Annotated in this window: 14 protein-coding genes; 5 read left to right on the top strand and 9 right to left on the bottom strand. The window is 69.7% G+C overall.

Annotated elements, in window-relative coordinates; translation table 11 throughout:
- Positions 1-106: 106 nt before the first annotated feature.
- Positions 107-1,225 carry an alpha/beta hydrolase gene (locus AB0J69_RS00070; protein WP_364111112.1) on the top strand — a complete coding sequence of 373 codons (1,119 nt, stop codon included), beginning with the start codon at positions 107-109 and terminating at the stop codon, positions 1,223-1,225.
- A 57-nt stretch (positions 1,226-1,282) separates the two neighbouring features.
- A complete protein-coding gene (gene hisC / locus AB0J69_RS00065) occupies positions 1,283-2,341 on the top strand; it encodes a histidinol-phosphate transaminase (RefSeq protein ID WP_364111110.1) in 1,059 nt (352 codons plus the stop codon).
- A 64-nt stretch (positions 2,342-2,405) separates the two neighbouring features.
- Here hisC and AB0J69_RS00060 read toward each other — a convergent pair whose 3' ends face one another.
- Positions 2,406-3,314 (bottom strand): EamA family transporter, encoded by a 909-nt coding sequence (locus AB0J69_RS00060; RefSeq protein ID WP_364111108.1) that lies wholly within the window; start codon positions 3,312-3,314, stop codon positions 2,406-2,408.
- Positions 3,315-3,518: 204 nt separating this feature from the next.
- On the opposite strand from AB0J69_RS00060, the gene AB0J69_RS00055 reads away from it, so the two are divergent.
- On the top strand, positions 3,519-3,986 hold the full coding sequence (locus AB0J69_RS00055; RefSeq protein WP_364111106.1) for a rhodanese-like domain-containing protein: 468 nt from the start codon (positions 3,519-3,521) through the stop codon (positions 3,984-3,986).
- Positions 3,987-4,409: 423 nt separating this feature from the next.
- Here AB0J69_RS00055 and AB0J69_RS00050 read toward each other — a convergent pair whose 3' ends face one another.
- The 4 genes from AB0J69_RS00050 to purD all read right to left on the bottom strand — a co-directional run bounded on the left by AB0J69_RS00050 (position 4,410) and on the right by purD (position 9,291).
- Positions 4,410-5,699 carry a GTP cyclohydrolase IIa gene (locus AB0J69_RS00050; protein ID WP_364111104.1) on the bottom strand — a complete coding sequence of 430 codons (1,290 nt, stop codon included), beginning with the start codon at positions 5,697-5,699 and terminating at the stop codon, positions 4,410-4,412.
- 201 nt (positions 5,700-5,900) lie between these two features.
- Positions 5,901-7,166 (bottom strand): UDP-N-acetylglucosamine 1-carboxyvinyltransferase, encoded by a 1,266-nt coding sequence (gene murA / locus AB0J69_RS00045; RefSeq protein ID WP_364111102.1) that lies wholly within the window; start codon positions 7,164-7,166, stop codon positions 5,901-5,903.
- A 77-nt stretch (positions 7,167-7,243) separates the two neighbouring features.
- Positions 7,244-8,080, bottom strand: coding sequence for a phosphoribosylaminoimidazolesuccinocarboxamide synthase (locus AB0J69_RS00040; protein ID WP_364111100.1), 837 nt, complete (start codon positions 8,078-8,080; stop codon positions 7,244-7,246).
- Entirely contained in the window at positions 8,077-9,291 is a 1,215-nt protein-coding gene (gene purD, locus AB0J69_RS00035; RefSeq protein ID WP_364111098.1) for a phosphoribosylamine--glycine ligase, read from the bottom strand. The genes AB0J69_RS00040 and purD overlap by 4 nt, the downstream gene beginning before the upstream one ends.
- 400 nt (positions 9,292-9,691) lie before the next feature.
- On the opposite strand from purD, the gene corA reads away from it, so the two are divergent.
- Complete coding sequence (gene corA / locus AB0J69_RS00030) at positions 9,692-10,759, top strand: magnesium/cobalt transporter CorA (protein ID WP_364111096.1); 1,068 nt, start codon at positions 9,692-9,694, stop codon at positions 10,757-10,759.
- Here the strand turns inward: corA and AB0J69_RS00025 are convergent.
- Entirely contained in the window at positions 10,756-11,661 is a 906-nt protein-coding gene (locus tag AB0J69_RS00025; protein WP_364111094.1) for a glycerophosphodiester phosphodiesterase family protein, read from the bottom strand. The two genes, corA and AB0J69_RS00025, sit on opposite strands and share 4 nt — an antisense overlap.
- A 109-nt stretch (positions 11,662-11,770) precedes the next feature.
- Between AB0J69_RS00025 and AB0J69_RS00020 the strand changes: the two genes are divergently transcribed.
- Positions 11,771-12,466, top strand: coding sequence for a GNAT family N-acetyltransferase (locus AB0J69_RS00020; RefSeq protein WP_364111092.1), 696 nt, complete (start codon positions 11,771-11,773; stop codon positions 12,464-12,466).
- 10 nt (positions 12,467-12,476) lie between these two features.
- Here the strand turns inward: AB0J69_RS00020 and AB0J69_RS00015 are convergent, their stop codons facing one another.
- The 3 genes from AB0J69_RS00015 to fbaA form a co-directional block, all read right to left on the bottom strand.
- Positions 12,477-13,760 (bottom strand): adenylosuccinate synthase, encoded by a 1,284-nt coding sequence (locus AB0J69_RS00015; protein WP_364111090.1) that lies wholly within the window; start codon positions 13,758-13,760, stop codon positions 12,477-12,479.
- 99 nt (positions 13,761-13,859) lie between these two features.
- Positions 13,860-14,270, bottom strand: coding sequence for a DUF3151 domain-containing protein (locus AB0J69_RS00010; protein WP_364111088.1), 411 nt, complete (start codon positions 14,268-14,270; stop codon positions 13,860-13,862).
- A gap of 34 nt (positions 14,271-14,304) precedes the next feature.
- Complete coding sequence (fbaA, locus tag AB0J69_RS00005) at positions 14,305-15,327, bottom strand: class II fructose-bisphosphate aldolase (protein WP_364111086.1); 1,023 nt, start codon at positions 15,325-15,327, stop codon at positions 14,305-14,307.
- Between the last annotated feature and the right edge of the window lie 79 nt (positions 15,328-15,406).

Raw genomic sequence — 15,406 nt, 5'->3', positions numbered from 1 at the left:
TCATGTCATTGCGACCCCAGGCGGACCCGGTTGTCCGAAAGTCGCACACGAACGCTGGACGTTCGACCGAGGCGGGACCCGGGCGGGTGCCGGGAGCATGGGCGGCATGAAATTCAAGATCATGTACGCCGTCGGCGTCGCCGGCCTGCTCGCCCTCCTCACGACCGCGCCGGCCCAGGCACACACCGAACCCGCTCCCGGCCAGGCCCTGGCGCTCCCCGCGCCGACCGGTTCCCGGCCCGTGGGTACGGTCAGCCTGCACCTGGTGGATCGCGACCGCCCCGACCCCTGGGTGCCCGCGGCGAAGGCCAGGGAGCTCATGGTCTCGCTGTGGTACCCGGCGAGGAAGGGGACCGGCCCGGCCGCTCCGTACATGACCCGCGAGGAGGCCGCGGCCCTGCTGGAAGGCCAGAACGTGACCGGCGTCCCGGCGGAGGCGGTCAGCGGCACCAGGACACACGCCGTCACCGGGGCCCGTCCGGCCGGGCGCAAGGGCTCGCTGCCGCTGGTCGTGCTCTCACCCGGGTTCACGATGTCGCGCTCGTCATTGACCGGCCTCGCCGAGGAGCTGGCCAGCCGGGGTTACGTGGCCGCCGGCATCGACCACGTCCACGAGTCGTACGGGACGAGCCTGCCCGGCGACCGGCTGGCCGGTTGCGCGGCCTGCGCGGAGCAGGAGGCCGACCCGTGGGCGTTCGGCGCCAAGGCGGTCAAGGGGCGGCAGGCGGACGTGTCGTTCGTGCTCGACCGGTTGCTCGGGAGGCACCCGGTATGGCAGGGTGCCAGGCTCATCGACCGCTCGCGCGTCGGCATGGCCGGTCACTCGCTCGGCGGTGCCGGCACGTCGTGGACGATGCTGAAGGATTCGCGCGTGCGGGCCGGCGTCAACATGGACGGCACCTTCTTCGTGCCCGTCCCCGAGCAGGGGCTGGCGCGGCCGTTCATGGTGATGGGCGCGGGCAAGGTGCACGAGCCGGGCGGCCAGGACTTCACCTGGGGCCGCGACTGGGCGCGCATGACGGACTGGAAGCGCTGGCTCACGCTGGAGGGCGGTGACCACGCCTCCTTCACGGACTACCCGCTGCTCACCGACCAGTCGGCCAGGGACCTGGAGATCACCCGTGCGTACGTGGCCGCCTTCATGGACCGGCACCTGCGCGACCGCGCCCAGCCGCTGCTGGACGGGCCCTCCGCCGCCTTCCCCGAGGTCGCGTTCTGGAAGTGAGCTCCACGCGGGCTCCCGGGTGATGCTTCACCCCGCCGCGCCTTCTAAGGTGATGGCATGCCTTGTTTCCGCCAGATCCTGGACACCATGGCTGCCTACAAGCCGGGCAAGGCGGTCGCCGGCCCCGACGGGCGGTCGTACAAGCTGTCGTCCAACGAATCCCCGTACGACCCGCTGCCCTCCGTGGTCGAGGCCATCGCCGAGGGCGCGCGGCAGATCAACCGCTATCCCGACCCCGGCGCCGTCCAGCTCACCGAGGCCATCGCGGGGCGCTTCGGCGTGCCGGCCGAGCACGTCGCGCTCGGGGCCGGGTCGGTCACGGTGGCGCAGCAGCTGTTCGAGGCGGTGGGGGAGCCGGGGGCCGAGGTCGTCTACGCCTGGCGGTCCTTCGAGGCCTACCCGCTGCTCGCCGACCTGGCCGGTGTGAAGTCGGTCATGGTGCCCCTGGCGGGCGAGGACCACGACCTGGACGCCATGGCCGACGCGATCACCGATCGCACCCGCATGGTGTTCGTGTGCAACCCGAACAACCCCACGAGCACCGCCGTCCGGCGGGGGGCGCTGGAGGCGTTCCTGGCGCGGGTGCCCGAGGACGTGCTGGTGGTGCTGGACGAGGCCTACCGCGAATACGTGCGCGACGAGGACGTCCCCGACGGCCTCACCCTCTACCGCGACCGGCCCAACGTCTGCGTCCTGCGCACCTTCTCCAAGGCGTACGGGCTGGCGGGCCTGCGCGTCGGCTACCTGATCGCGCCCGAGCCGGTGGCGACCGCCGTCCGCAAGACGATCATCCCGTTCGCGGTCAACCACCTCGCCCAGGTCGCGGCCATCGCCTCGCTGAAGGCCGAGGACGAGCTGCTGGAGCGGGTCGAGCGGGTGGTCAAGGAGCGCACCCGCGTCCGCGAGGCGCTCATCGCCCAGGGCTGGACGGTGCCGCCGACCGAGGCGAACTTCGTCTGGCTCAGGCTCGGTGAGCGCACCCTCGACTTCGCCGCCGCCTGCGCGGTGGAGGGCGTGGCCGTGCGGCCGTTCTCGCCGGAGGGTGTGCGCGTGTCGATCGGCTCACCCGAGGCCAACGACGCCTTCCTGGCCGCCGCCAAGGAGTTCCCTCACTAGACCCGTTCCCCGCCGCGTCCCTCCTCGAAGGACCGCACCGAAGTGCGGTGGGAGGGGAGCGGGGCTAGGAGACCGTGACCTCTTCAGGGACGGGAGCCCTGGACTTCGCGCGTCGCTCGGTGGACACCACCAGGGCGACGCCGACCAGGATCACCAGCCCGCCGAGGATGATCTGCACCGTGACGTGCTCGTTCACCACGAGCACGCCGAGCAGCACGGCCACGACCGGGTTGACGTACGCGTACGTCGACACCAGCGAGATCGGCGCGTTGCCCAGCAACCACGTGTACGCGGTGAACCCGACCAGCGAGCCCACCAGCACCAGGTACGCCAGCGCCGCCCACGACCGCCCCGAGATGGCGGCCAGGTCGACCCGCTCCCCGATCGTGGTGCCGACCAGGGCCAGCCCGGCCCCGCCGACCAGCATCTCGACGGTGCTGGCCGCCCACACGTTGGGCGGCATCGGGATCCGCGCCGACAGGAACGAGCCGATCGACCACGACAGCGAGGCCACCAGGATCACCACGATGCCGGTCGTGCCGGCGCTCTCGCCCCCGCCGTTCAGCGACAAAGCCGCCACACCGCCGAACCCGACCAGCACCCCGGCCAGCGTCAGCACGGCGGGCCGGTCCCTGACGGCGATCCTGAAGATCACCAGCCACAGCGGCACCGACGCCACGAGCAGCGCGGCCAGGCCGCTGGAGATGTGCTGCTCGGCCACGGCGACCATGCCGTTCCCGCCGGTCAGCAACAGCAGCCCGACGAGCGCGGCGCCACCGAACTGGCGCGGCGACATCCGGAACGCCGCCGTCCCCTTCCTGATCAGCAGGAAACCGGCGAGCAGCAGGGCGGCCGTGACGAACCGGAAGGCGCCGTGCAGCAGCGGCGGCATGGTCTCGATGGCGATCCTGATGCCGAGGTACGTCGAGCCCCACACCACATAGACGATCGCCAGAGCGCCCCAGACCAACAAGGGGGAACGATTGTCAGTAGCGTTTGCACTCATGGCTCATGACCCTACCGGGCGACTCCGACAAAAGCCTGCGGGTATCAGACTTCGAGATATGGCGGGATATTATCGATAGGCGGCTTTCACGCCGCTGTCGGGTCCCCGGGCGCGCTTGGCAGGATGCTCGGCATCCCCACGGTCATCCCGACGTTCAAGGAGACGCCTGATATGTCACACTCATCCGCCGTCATGTCGGCCCCGGCCGCTGACCCCGCCGCCGCCGTCGCGCACTTCGCCGCCCGCCTGTCTTTTGAGACCGACGTCTCCGACGTGGCCGCCGACCTGGCCGCCGCCACCCCGGGCCTGGTCGTCGTCGACTCGCGCAGCCGGGAGAGCTGGGACCAGGGCCACGTCCAGGGCGCAGTACACCTCCCGACGGCCGAGATCGCGGCCAGGGCCGCCACGACGGTTCCCGCGGACGCCATGGTCGTCACGTACTGCTGGGGTCCCGGCTGCAACGGCGCCACCCGGGCCGCCCTGGAGTTCGCCAGGCTGGGTTACCGGGTCAAGGAGATGATCGGCGGCTTCGAGTACTGGGCCAGGGAGGGGTTCCCGGTGGAGACCGCGTCGGGCGTCACCCGCCACCAGGTGGACGCGCTCACGGCTCCGACATCCGGCATCGCCTGCGCCTGCTGACCCGGTGCTCCACCCTTGCGCGAAAGACGCTTCCTGCACCCCTACAGCCCCGCGTAGCCCCCTTCTCCTACGGGGACACGACCCGCTATATCCCGCGAATCAGCCCGAAACCCGATCGATCAGTACCAAGAACGCGGTCCGGCTGCTCGAAACGGCCCGGAACCCAACGGAACCGTTCAATCAAGAACGCCATCTCTCAACGCACCCCAGGCGGAGAGCTGGCGCCGGAAAATTTGGTGCCCCCGTCCGAATCCCATCGATCGGGGGCGTCCGTGAACATACCCCCATCTACACGGGTCAACCAATTAGTTCACAAGAGTCAATGCTCAAGTTCGCGAAGCTGACACCTTCGGTCAATGCCAACGTCACGCCGAGGCAGACCCACCGCGCCGAGCACGGCGGGCCTGTCCCTTCCCCGCCAGGTCAGCGGGGTCCGAGCTTCTCCACGATCAGCCGGTAGAGCTGCCGTGGTCGCCCGGGCTGAGGCGTACGGTTCGGCGGTAGCGGCCACGCGAGTCCCTCGTCAACCAACGTGCGCAGCAACCGCCGGGCCGTACGCGGTGTGACCCCGAGCATCTTGCCCGCGCCCTCCGCGTCGACGACCGTGTCGCCTCCTTCGAGCTTGGCCGCCAGCCGGGCCAGCACCTCCACCCCCTTCGGCTTGAGGGCGGTGGCCCCGGTGGGCGGCATGCGCGGAGCCGGGATGAGTGCCCGGCCCTCGCGGTCCACCGCGAATCCCTGTGCCTGCTTGCCCGCCTGCGTGCGGGCGAGTGCGGCCCTGGCGTGCGACTCGGCGTCGTGCGTCGTGCGTCCCATCCCCACACCGACCTCGACCGCCAGCCCCAGCTCGTCCCTGATCCTGGCCGCGAACGGCAACACCCTGAACCCGTCCGTCGCCGCCGCGATCGAGCCCCTGGTGGCCGTCACCAGGTAGCTGTGATCGTCGATGGGCCAGACGGTGGCGTTGATCCGGTTCGCCTCCTGGACCAGGAGCCGGTGCAGCGACAGCCGCAGCTCGTCGCGCCAGTAGCGGGGCGCGGCGCGGCGCACGGGTTCGCGCAGCGTCGGCACCTCCACCAGCACCACGGTGAGCTGTGACTCCTCCAGCCGGTGGTGCGCCCCGAGCAGCGCCGCTGTGTGCAGCGCCGTACGGACCGCCCCCGAGGTCGGCCTGATCCTGATGACCGGTACGCCCGCGGCATGCAGGCGTTCGGCCACCGCGGGCAGGCACGTCAGAGCCCCCGTGGTCGCACCCTGACGGGCCAGGCGTTCGTGGTAGGCCGCGATCGTGCCGGTGGCTCCCGGCTCGTCGCGGCTGTGCACGTCCGCGGCGGGGATGCCGAGGTCGGTGTACGCCTCCTCGACATCGGCCCTGCTGACCACGTCGATGCTGACCTTCTGGGGATCCATGCGGGTGTCCAGCGCGGCCTTGGCCAGCGCCGCCACCAGTGCTGCTCCACCGAGCTGCACGTACGTCGCGGGCATCGTCAGCACGCCGGAACGCCTGGCCAGGTCATAGGGAACCGGGCTGGCGAACAGGCATGCGTCGACACCGGGACCGAGCCTCGTCACCTTGTCGGGCGCCTCCTGCTCATCGCGGTAGGCGGCCGCCACCAAGCGACACGGCAGCGGTGCCGCGGCGTGACCCATCAGCATGACTCGCTCGACCAGGTCGTGGGGTCCGACCACGCCGATGGTGAGGTCCGGTGTCATGGCGCCCGGGCGTGACACTCGGGGAGTTTCTTCGGCCCTCTCGACCAATGTTCGTCCCATCCTGCCGTCCGTTGCAGTGCTCTCTTTTGGAACGATCGCTCGCGGGGGCCGTAATGTCACGCCCGACTTTTCCGGAAAGCCGTTCTGGTTGACCGCCCGACAAGATGTCTTAGCAGCTCAACGCGGTATTCTTCGCGTTTTTTAGCGCTCGGAAATCTCTCGTGTAATGTCCGCGCCGAGCGCACGCATTCGAGCGGCGAGATGCGCGTGGCCGCGATCGATGAGGTATCCCGAGTCGATCACGGTCTCGCCTTCGGCCGCCAGTCCGGCGAGCACGAGCGCGATCCCCGAGCGAAGGTCGTGGGCCGTCACCTCGGTGCCGGTGAGCGGCGTGCGGCCGCGTACGATCGCCCGGCTGTCGTCCACCTCCACGTTCGCGCCCATCTTGTTCAGCTCGCCGGCCAGCGCGAACCGGCCGTCGAAGATGCGCTCGTGGATGTAGCTGGTGCCGTCGGCGAGCGCCGCGACGGTCATCATCGGCGACTGCAGGTCGGTGGCGAACCCGGGATAGGTGTCGGTGATGATGTTGATCGGCCGCAGCGGGCCCTCGCAGCGCACATGCAGCACCGCGCCCTGGCGGTGGAACTCGACGCCCATCTGCTCCAGCTTGTAGCGGACGACGCCCAGGTCGAGGCCGGTGCCCACGAGGCTGACCTCGCCCCCGGTGATCGCCGCCGCCATCGCGAACACGCCCGCGTCGAGCCGGTCGGGCATCACCGTGTGCTCGACCGCGTGCAGCTCCTCGACGCCTTCCACGGTGATGAAACCGGTGCCGCCGCCGCTGATGCGCGCGCCCATCTTGGTGAGCATGTCGATGACGTCGAGCACCTCGGGCTCCAGCGCCGCGTTCTCGATCACGGTGGTGCCCTTGGCCAGGGCGGCGGCCATGATGAGGTTCTCGGTGCCGGTGTGGGACGGGGTGTCGAGATAGAGCGTGGCGCCGGTCAGCCCGGACGCCTTGACGTGGATGACGGTCTCGCCCTCGTCCACGATCGCGCCCAGCCGCTTGTAGCCGAGGTAGTGGAAGTCGAGGTTGCGGCTGCCGAGGTTGCAGCCGCCGACCCCTTCCACGACCGCCTCGCCGAGGCGGTGCAGCAGCGCGGGGGTGAACAGGACCGAACCGCGGAACCGCCTGGCGATCTCGGCGGGCAGCACGGGGCTGTTCACCCTGGAGGCGTCGATGACCAGCGTGCGCTCGGACTCGTGCAGCTCGACGTACGCCCCGATCGCCTCGGCCAGCTCGACCGCGCGGCGGACGTCTTCGATGATCGGCACGTTGCGCAGGACGGTGCGGCCCTTCGGGGCGAGCAGAGCCGCACCGATCATGGGCAGCACGGCGTTCTTCGCGCCCTGGATGAACGCGGTTCCACGCAGTGCGTTGCCACCGCGCACGCGGTAACGGACCATTCGTGCGGCTCCTTGAAATCAACGGTGAGGCTCGATCGGGCCAACAGTAGTCGCTCACACCACATGACCCAGCCGAATCATCCGCTAAAGGGAACCCCCGTGACGCGCTCATACGCTTCTAGGTATCGCTGCCTGGTGCGCTCGACCACCTCGTCGGGAAGCCGAGGTGGGGGGTTTCCGGAGGATTTGTCCCATCCGGATTCGGGCGACAACAACCAATCGCGTACAAATTGCTTGTCAAAAGAAGTCTGTGAACGGCCCGGCTGCCATTCGTCGGCCGGCCAGAAACGCGACGAGTCGGGCGTGAGCACCTCGTCCCCCAGCGTCAGCACGCCGTCGGCGTCCCAGCCCAGCTCGATTTTCGTGTCGGCCAGGATGATGCCCCGCTCGCGGGCGATCTCCGCGCCGCGCGTGTAGACGGCCAGCGTGATCCGCCGCAGCTCCGCCGCGGTCTCCGCGCCGACCTCGGCCACGACCTGCTCGTACGAGATCGGCTCGTCGTGCTGCCCCGCGGGCGCCTTGGAGGACGGCGTGAAGATCGGCTCGGGCAGCCGCGACCCGTCCTCCAGCCCCGGAGGCAGCGCGACCCCGGACACCGTGCCGTCGGCGCGGTATTCGTTCAGCCCGCCGCCCGCCAGGTAACCCCTGGCCACGCACTCGACCTGGACCATCCGCAGCGGCTTGCACAGCACGCTGCGGGAGTCGTCGCCGCGCGCCACGATGTGGTTGGGCACGATGTCCTTGAGCTGGTCGAACCACCACAGCGACATCTGCGTGAGGATGGCCCCCTTGTCGGGGATGTCAGGCTCCATGACGTAGTCGAAGGCCGAGATCCGGTCGGAGGCGACCATGAGCAGCAGGCCCTCGTCGGTCTCGTACAGATCCCGGACCTTGCCGGAGTGAACGTGCTTCATGGGGCGATGTCCGTCCTGTAGTGGGAGCCGCGCAGCTCGATCCGGCCGGCGAGGTCGTAGGCCGCCCGGCGCGCGCTCTCCTGGTCGGGCCCGTGCCCGATCACGCTGAGCACCCGCCCGCCGCTGGACACCACGTCGTCACCGGCTCGCTTCGTGCCGGCGTGCAGCACGTAGGCGTGCTCGGTCTCCTGCAGCCCGGTGATCACGTCGCCCTTGACCGGCGACTCCGGATAGCCCTCGGAGGCGATCACCACGCACACGGCCGAGCCGCCCTTGAACACCGGGTCGAGCCCCAGCTCACCGGTCGCGCTGGCCATCAGCAGCCCGCCCAGCGGCGTCTCCAGCCGGTCGAGCAGCACCTGCGTCTCCGGGTCGCCGAACCGCGCGTTGAACTCGATGACCTTCGGCCCCTTCGTCGTCAGGGCCAGCCCCACGTAGAGCACCCCCTGGTACGGCAGCCCGCGCCGCGCCAGCTCACCGATCGTCGGGTGCACGACCTCCCGCATGACCTGCTCGGTCAGCCCTTCGGGCGCCCACGGGAGCGGCGTGTAGGAGCCCATGCCGCCGGTGTTGGGCCCCTCGTCGCCGTCGTGGGCCCGCTTGAAGTCCTGCGCCAATTGCAGCGGCACGGCGGTGCTCCCGTCGCACAGCGCGAACAGCGACACCTCGGGCCCGTCGAGGAACTCCTCGATCACCACCCGATCGCACGCCCGCGCGTGCGCGAGCGCCTGCTCCCGGTCCTCGGTGACGACGACGCCCTTACCCGCGGCCAGCCCGTCGTCCTTGACCACGTAGGGCGCTCCGAACTCGTCGAGTGCCGCCGCGGCCTCCTCCTCGGTCTCGCACGTCCTGGCCCGCGCGGTCGGCACGTCGGCGGCGCGCATGATCTCCTTGGCGAACGCCTTGGACCCCTCGATCATGGCCGCGTCGCGGGACGGCCCGAAGCAGGCGAAGCCCGCCTCGCGCACCGCGTCGCTCACCCCCGCCACGAGGGGCGCCTCGGGACCCACCACCACGAGGTCGACCCGCAGGCGCTCGGCCAGCTCGGCCACCTCGCCGGGGTCGAGGGGGTCGACGGGGTGGGTGGTCGCGACCTCCTCTATGCCAGGGTTGCCTGGCGCACAGTGGAGCTCGCTGACCTGGGGATCGAGGCTGAGTGACCGGCACAGGGCGTGCTCACGCCCTCCGGAACCAATGACTAGAACGCGCACGCGCTCCATTGTCGCAGGCCCGCCGCCTGGCGCAGGCGCCGGTGGCCAGGACACCAAATGCCGGAACAGGCAGGAAACTTTGTGGAGTTCTACCTGAGCTCGAGGCCGCCGGACGAGTATGGTCGGAAAGGTTCACCCGCCTGTGGTAAGTTAGGGCGGCTTTGCGGCGTCCCTTGTGATTGGAGGTGGTCCGGGATGAATCCTGGTGATCCCAGCAGTACGTGCTTCCACACGTACGGCCTGCGTACCCCCGACCACTCCAATCCGGCAGCCTGATCGTGCCTCCACGTTTGCATGTTGATTGAGGTGACTTTTCGTCGCGCGTGGAGCGTGCCAGGTCGGGCGGAAAGGGACTTCCATGCGCTCGTCCACGCTTTTCCGTCGCATCAACCGTCACCCTGTGCAGCCGCGCGTCGCGCACTCGCTCCCGAAGCCGGTGCGTGAGGTCTGCGTGCCGCCCGTGGACTCCATAGTCGAGTTCGGCGCCTACGTCCTCGGCAAGAAGGTCTCCGCGTCGGGCATCACCGAGGCGCTCGACCTCGTACGCGAGCACAACAGGACTTCCGACGGCGCCAACGCCTTCGTCTGGGTCGGCCTGCACGAGCCGGCGGCCCCCGAGGTGGAGTGGCTCTCCGAGGTCTTCGGCCTGCACCCGCTGGCCGTCGAGGACGCCGTCAAGGCCCACCAGCGCCCCAAGGTCGAGCGGTACGGCGAGTCGCTGTTCATGGTGCTCAAGACCATCGCCTACCTCGACCACGACGAGCTGACCGCCAACAGCGAGATCACCGCCACCGGCGAGATCATGGTGTTCCTCGGCGTGGACTTCGTGGTGACCGTGCGGCACGGCGAGCACTGCCCGCTCACCGTGGTCCGCGAGCGCCTCGAGGACAAGCCCAAGCTGATGAACCGCGGCCCCGCGGGTGTCCTGCACGCCATCTCCGACCACGTGGTCGACCAGTACCTGCAGGTGGCCGACCTCATGCAGCTGGAGCTGGAAGAGGTCGAGGCGACGGTGTTCGCGGACGTCAGCTCCCGCGACATCAACCGGATCTACCAGCTCAAGCGGGAGATGCTGGAGATGAAGCGGGGGATCATGCCGCTGCAGGCCCCGCTGTCCGCGCTGCCCCAGCGCCGCGTCATCCCCTCGGAGATGCGCGAGTATTTCCGTGACGTCGGCGACCACCTGTCGCGCGTGTGCGAGCAGGTCGAGTCCTCCAACGAGCTGTGCAGCTCGATACTGCAGGCTGCGCTGGCCCGCTCGAACGCCCTGGCCAACGAGGACATGCGCAAGATCTCGTCCTGGGTGGCCATCCTGGCCGTGCCCACGATGATCGCCGGCATCTACGGGATGAACTTCGACTTCATGCCGGAGACCAAGCAGGTCTGGGGCTATCCGGCGGTGCTGGCCGTCATGGTCACGGCCTGTGTCCTGCTGCATCGTGGCTTCCGCCGCAACGGCTGGCTCTAGACCCCCACGGGCCTGAGCGGGCCGACCGGCTCGGGCAGGTCCAGCCCCCGCTCCCGCCACAGCTCCCGCATCCTGTCGGGGTAGTCGGTGACGATCCCCGCCGCCCCCAGATCCAGCATCCTGGCCGCGAGCCCGGGCTCGTTGACGGTCCACACCGCCACGTCGAGCCCGGCGGCCGCCGCCTGCGCCATCAGCGCCTCGTCCACCATGACGTGCTCGGGCGAGAGCGTGGTCGCACCGGCGTCGCGCGCCGCGGCGGGCACGTCGTCGTCCACACCCTCGTTCCAGTGCAGGGTGTCCAGCTCGATCAGCGCGAAGCGCCGCGTGCCGGGGGCCAGCTCGGCGGCGTGCGTGATGACGCGCCAGTCGAAGCTGAGGATGGCCACGTTGCCGAGCCGGCCGTGCCGGTCGAGCTCCTCGACGACCAACTCGGTGAAGAGCCGGGGATCGGCCGTGAGCTTCGGCCGCGTCGGGTCGGACTTCAGCTCGACGTGCAGCCGGACGTCCTCCGCCTCGTAGGCGTTCACCAGTCCGAGCACGGCGCCGAGCGTCGGCATCCGGGTCTCGGGCATGGGCACCTGTGTCAGCGCGAACGGGTCGTCTGGGTGCCGAGGCAGCCGCACGCCCACGTCGAGCGTGCGCAGCTGCGCCAGGGTCAGCGCGTTGATCGGCTTGCCGACATACGGGTAGAGCGGGTCGCCGGCGTGCAGCGGCCGCCTGTCGGCGCTCGTCACGGCGGAGACCGTGAGATCGTGCGTGAGCACGAGCCGGCGGTCGGCGGTGAGCGCGACGTCGAGCTCGAGCGCGTGCACGCCGAGCTCCATCGTGCGGCTCATCCCCGGCAGGGTGTTCTCCGGCCAGAGGCCGCGAGCCCCTCGGTGACCATGAATCTCAACGCGCACAACCGGGACCCTACCTGGCGGGAGGCACGTCTAGGCGGTGCCACGCCGTGTCCTTTTTATCCTGCTACGCCCGGTCGTGTGGTTCCAGCCAGACAATAGGCTGTTCTCCATGACGGAGGTTCTCAAAACGGCCCATTCCGCAACAGTTCGGGCATGGGTCGAAGGATGGGTCATCTCCCGCAACGCTCCCAGCCCCGTACGCGAGCCCTGGGGCCTGCGCGTGGACGTCGGCCTGCCCGGCCACGTGGCCCGCCACGTCGTGGCCGCCCCCACCCCCGAGACCCTTCAGCACCTGACGGCCACGCTCACCACCCCGGGCACCTGGCTCAAGCTGTGCGCGCCGCCCGAGGCCGTCGCGCCGCTGCTGCCGCCGCGCTGGGCCGTCCAGGACCCGGAGTTCATGATGACCGCGCCCCTGACCCGCGCCGCCACGACAGCCGCCCCAGCAGCCGACACGTCAGCCGCCGCGGCGGCCACCGCCGGGGCACCGTCCGGCTACACCCTGGCCGTCACCACCCGGTCGGGCGTCACGGCGGTGCGGCTGCTCACGGCGGCGGGCGAGGTCGCGGCGCGGGGACAGTACGCGGTCGCGGGCCGGACGGCGGTCGTGGACCAGGTCGAGACGGCGGGCAACCACCGCCGCCGCGGCCTCGGCACGGTCGTCATGAGGACGATCGCGGCCGGGGCCGCCTCGATGGGGGCGCGCACAGGCGTCCTGGTGGCCACCGCCCAGGGCCAGGCCCTGTACGAGACGCTGGGCTGGACCCTGCACACCCCGATGACGGCGGCCGTCTTGACCTCTTGACCGGTGGCCTCTAGACCAGGGGGCGCACCACGATGGTCTGGTCGCGGCCCGGGCCGACGCCGATGGCCGAGATCGGCGCCCCGCTCATCTCCTCCAGCGTCCGCACGTACGCCTGCGCGTTCGGCGGCAGGTCCTCGAACGACTTGGCGCTGGAGATGTCCTCCTGCCAGCCGGGGAACTCCTCGTAGATCGGCTTGGCGTGGTGGAAGTCGGTCTGCGTCATGGGGATCTCGTCGTGACGCACGCCGTCGACCTCGTAGGCCACGCACACCGGGATCCGCTCCAGGCCGGACAGCACGTCGAGCTTGGTCAGGAAGTAGTCGGTGATGCCGTTGATCCGGGTGGCGTAGCGGGCGATCACCGCGTCGAACCAGCCGCAGCGCCGGTTGCGGCCGGTCGTGACGCCGTACTCGCCGCCGGTCTGGCGCAGCCACTCGCCCATCTCGTCCGTCAGCTCGGTCGGGAACGGGCCCGAACCGACACGGGTGGTGTACGCCTTCAGGATCCCGATGATCTTCGTGAGCCGGTTCGGCGGGATGCCGGCCCCCGCGCACGCGCCGCCCGCCGTGGGCGACGACGACGTCACGAACGGGTAGGTGCCGTGGTCGATGTCGAGCAGCGTTCCCTGCCCGCCCTCAAGCAGCACGAACTTGTCCTCGTCCAGCGCCTTCGCCAGCACCAGCGAGGTGTCGGCGATGTGCGGCTTGAGGCGCTCGGCGTAGGCCAGGTACTCGTCCAGGACCGCCGCGGGGTCGATCCCGCGCCGGTTGTAGACCTTGGTCAGCACCTGGTTCTTCTCGGTCAGCGCGACCTCGATCTTCTTCGCCAGGATGCCGGGGTCGAGCAGGTCCTGCACGCGCACGCCCATACGGGCGATCTTGTCGCCGTACGCGGGCCCGATGCCGCGGCCCGTGGTGCCGATCCTGGCCTTGCCCAGGTAGCGTTCGGTCACCTTGTCGAGGGCCTTGTGGTGCGGCATGATCAGGTGCGCGTTCGACGAGATCAGCAGGCGTTCGGCGGAGATGCCCCGCGCGGCCAGCCCGTCGATCTCGCTGAGCAGCACGCCCGGGTCGATCACCACGCCGTTGCCGATGACCGGCACCACCTCCGGCGACAGGATCCCCGTGGGGAGCAGGTGCAGCGCGTATTTCTGATCACCGATGACCACGGTGTGTCCCGCGTTGTTGCCCCCCTGATAGCGGACGACGTAGTCGACGTCGCCACCGAGCAGGTCGGTGGCCTTGCCCTTGCCCTCATCGCCCCACTGGGCACCAACGAGAACGGCAGCCGGCATGGTTCAGTCTCCCGAGCACAAAACGAAAACCCCTGACGCAAGCGCGACAGGGGCTCTTGCGTAGAGAGACTACCCGAACGTGCCTATTCGTCCCAAGGGCTAGCCCTTGGTCAGCGCGTCGTAGCCCGATTCCGTGCTGTCCTTGAGGAACTGCAGGCACCGCTCGGCCTCGTCCTTCTCGCCGATCGCCTGGGCGGCCCTGGACAGCGAGTAGAGGCAGCGCAGGAACCCCCGGTTCGGCTCGTGCTCCCACGGGATGGGCCCGTGCCCCTTCCAGCCGCTGCGCCGCAGCTGGTCGAGCCCGCGGTGGTAGCCGGTACGGGCGAAGGCGTAGGAGGTCACGGCGTGCCCCTGGGCGAAGTATTCCTCCGCGAGCACGGCCCACGCCGTCGGGTAGGCGGGGAAACGGGCGGCCACGTCGGCGGCCTTGGCCCCGGCTTCGAGCGCCTCCCTGGCCTCGGGCAGGTCCGGCAGGTGAGTCGGGGGCGGCCCGGCGAGAAGGTTATCCATAGGACAAGTCATACCCGCCGAGCCGCCGAAGTGGCTAGGAGATCTTCGTCCCAGCGCTCTTGAGGCTCTGGCATGCCTCCACGACGCGGGCGGCCATCCCGGCCTCCGCGGCCTTGCCGTAGGAGCGCGGGTCGTAGGTCTTCTTGTTGCCCACGTCGCCGTCCACCTTGAGCACGCCGTCGTAGTTCTTGAACATGTGCTCCGCGATCGGGCGGGTGAAGGCGTACTGCGTGTCGGTGTCGACGTTCATCTTGACGACGCCGTAGGAGATGGCCTCGTGGATCTCGTCGAGCAGCGAGCCGGAGCCGCCGTGGAAGACCAGGTCGAACGGCTTGTCCTTGCCGTACTTGGCGCCCACCGCGTCCTGGATCTCCTTCAGCACGCTCGGCCGCAGCTTCACGTGACCCGGCTTGTAGACGCCGTGCACGTTGCCGAACGTGGCCGCCAGCATGTAGCGGCCCTTGTCGCCGATGCCCACGGCCTCGGCCGTGGCCAGCGCGTCCTCGGCGGTCGTGTAGAGCTTCTCGTTGATCTCGCCGACGACGCCGTCCTCCTCGCCGCCGACCACGCCGATCTCCATCTCCATGATGATCCGCGCCCTGGCGCACTTCTCGATGAGCTCCTTGGCGATCTCCAGGTTCTCCTCGAGCGGCACGGCGGAGCCGTCCCACATGTGCGACTGGAAGAGCGGGTCGAGGCCCTTGGCGACCCGCTCCAGGGAGATGTCGATCAACGGCCGCATGAAGCCGTCGAGCTTGTCCTTCGGGCAGTGGTCGGTGTGCAGCGCGATCGTGACCGGATATTTGGCGGCCACCACCCTCGCGTACTCGGCCAGCGCCGTCGCGCCCGTGACCATGTCCTTGACCGTGGCCCCCGAGAGGAACTCGGCACCGCCGGTGGATACCTGCACGATGCCGTCGCTCTCGGCCTCGGCGAAGCCGCGCAGGGCGGCGTTCAGCGTCTGCGAGGACGTCACGTTGATCGCCGGGTAGGCGAATCCGCCGGCCTTCGCCCGGTCGAGCATCTCAGCGTAGACCTCTGGAGTCGCAATAGGCATGATTCATCTCCCTGAGAAGTTACGGCTTCGCGCCAGGGCCCAGTATCCCGGCTCACTACCCGCTGTGGTAGAGACAACG

This window comes from Nonomuraea sp. NPDC049709, assembly GCF_040674815.1.
In the GTDB taxonomy this organism is placed as follows: domain Bacteria; phylum Actinomycetota; class Actinomycetes; order Streptosporangiales; family Streptosporangiaceae; genus Nonomuraea.
Note: the sequence above shows the minus strand (reverse complement) of the source record. Positions and strands in the feature narration are given on the sequence as shown.

Excerpts from the sequence above, each read along its gene's own strand:
- AB0J69_RS00050 (WP_364111104.1), bottom strand. The coding sequence starts at position 5,699 with ATGACACCGGACCTCACCATCGGCGTGGTCGGACCCCACGACCTGGTC.
- hisC (WP_364111110.1), top strand. The coding sequence starts at position 1,283 with ATGCCTTGTTTCCGCCAGATCCTGGACACCATGGCTGCCTACAAGCCG.
- murA (WP_364111102.1), bottom strand. The coding sequence starts at position 7,166 with ATGGTCCGTTACCGCGTGCGCGGTGGCAACGCACTGCGTGGAACCGCG.
- AB0J69_RS00070 (WP_364111112.1), top strand. The coding sequence starts at position 107 with ATGAAATTCAAGATCATGTACGCCGTCGGCGTCGCCGGCCTGCTCGCC.
- AB0J69_RS00020 (WP_364111092.1), top strand. The coding sequence starts at position 11,771 with ATGACGGAGGTTCTCAAAACGGCCCATTCCGCAACAGTTCGGGCATGG.
- AB0J69_RS00010 (WP_364111088.1), bottom strand. The coding sequence starts at position 14,270 with ATGGATAACCTTCTCGCCGGGCCGCCCCCGACTCACCTGCCGGACCTG.
- AB0J69_RS00040 (WP_364111100.1), bottom strand. The coding sequence starts at position 8,080 with ATGAAGCACGTTCACTCCGGCAAGGTCCGGGATCTGTACGAGACCGAC.
- AB0J69_RS00015 (WP_364111090.1), bottom strand. The coding sequence starts at position 13,760 with ATGCCGGCTGCCGTTCTCGTTGGTGCCCAGTGGGGCGATGAGGGCAAG.
- AB0J69_RS00055 (WP_364111106.1), top strand. The coding sequence starts at position 3,519 with ATGTCACACTCATCCGCCGTCATGTCGGCCCCGGCCGCTGACCCCGCC.
- fbaA (WP_364111086.1), bottom strand. The coding sequence starts at position 15,327 with ATGCCTATTGCGACTCCAGAGGTCTACGCTGAGATGCTCGACCGGGCG.